The organism is Flavobacterium sp. ACAM 123, assembly GCF_000264055.1.
Lineage (GTDB): Bacteria > Bacteroidota > Bacteroidia > Flavobacteriales > Flavobacteriaceae > Flavobacterium.
On the sequence record NZ_AJXL01000245.1, the window covers coordinates 1 to 551 of the forward strand.

Annotated in this window: 1 pseudogene; it reads right to left on the reverse strand. The window is 32.7% G+C overall.

Annotated features, from left to right (window positions below):
- Nucleotides 1-365: 365 nt before the first annotated feature.
- Nucleotides 366-551 (reverse strand): annotated as a pseudogene (locus A3SG_RS22600) (IS110 family transposase); the annotation flags it as partial.

Genomic DNA, 551 nt, shown 5'->3' on the forward strand with positions numbered 1-551 from the left:
CAACAACTTTTAAGAGGGTTATATGTTGGTTATTTTTCGAGTATAAAATTCCGTTCCAACGGCTTGTTAGAAAAGTTGGAAACCAACTTTTTGTCCGCCGAAGGCTTAGGACTGAAAAAGTTATTCTAACTTTTTCAATGATGCCAAGAATTAATTTCTCTTTTACTTCATAATATATCTTTTTATAATCTTAAAGCTCACGCTCCTATATGTGGTCTACTTATGGCAGCCAGCAGCATCGGTATGATTGTAAGAATAAATAAAATAGCTACCTGCTTTGAGATGTGGATTCATTTTATGGAACCACCACAGCTGTTTTGTAGTCTATTTCTCTTTTATGGTTGAGCTTATTAAGAAGGTTATTTTTATTGTTTTATCCCGATAGATATCGGGACTAAATTTCTATTGATTTGATATGCGGTTTCGGTTTTAATAACTGATAAAATTCTGCGTGCCATTTTATGAGCTACTTTTATAATGACACTCTTTACGTTTTTACCTTGATGTTTTCGGTAATAATTTTGCATTTCGGTATCTTTTCTAATGGCTAT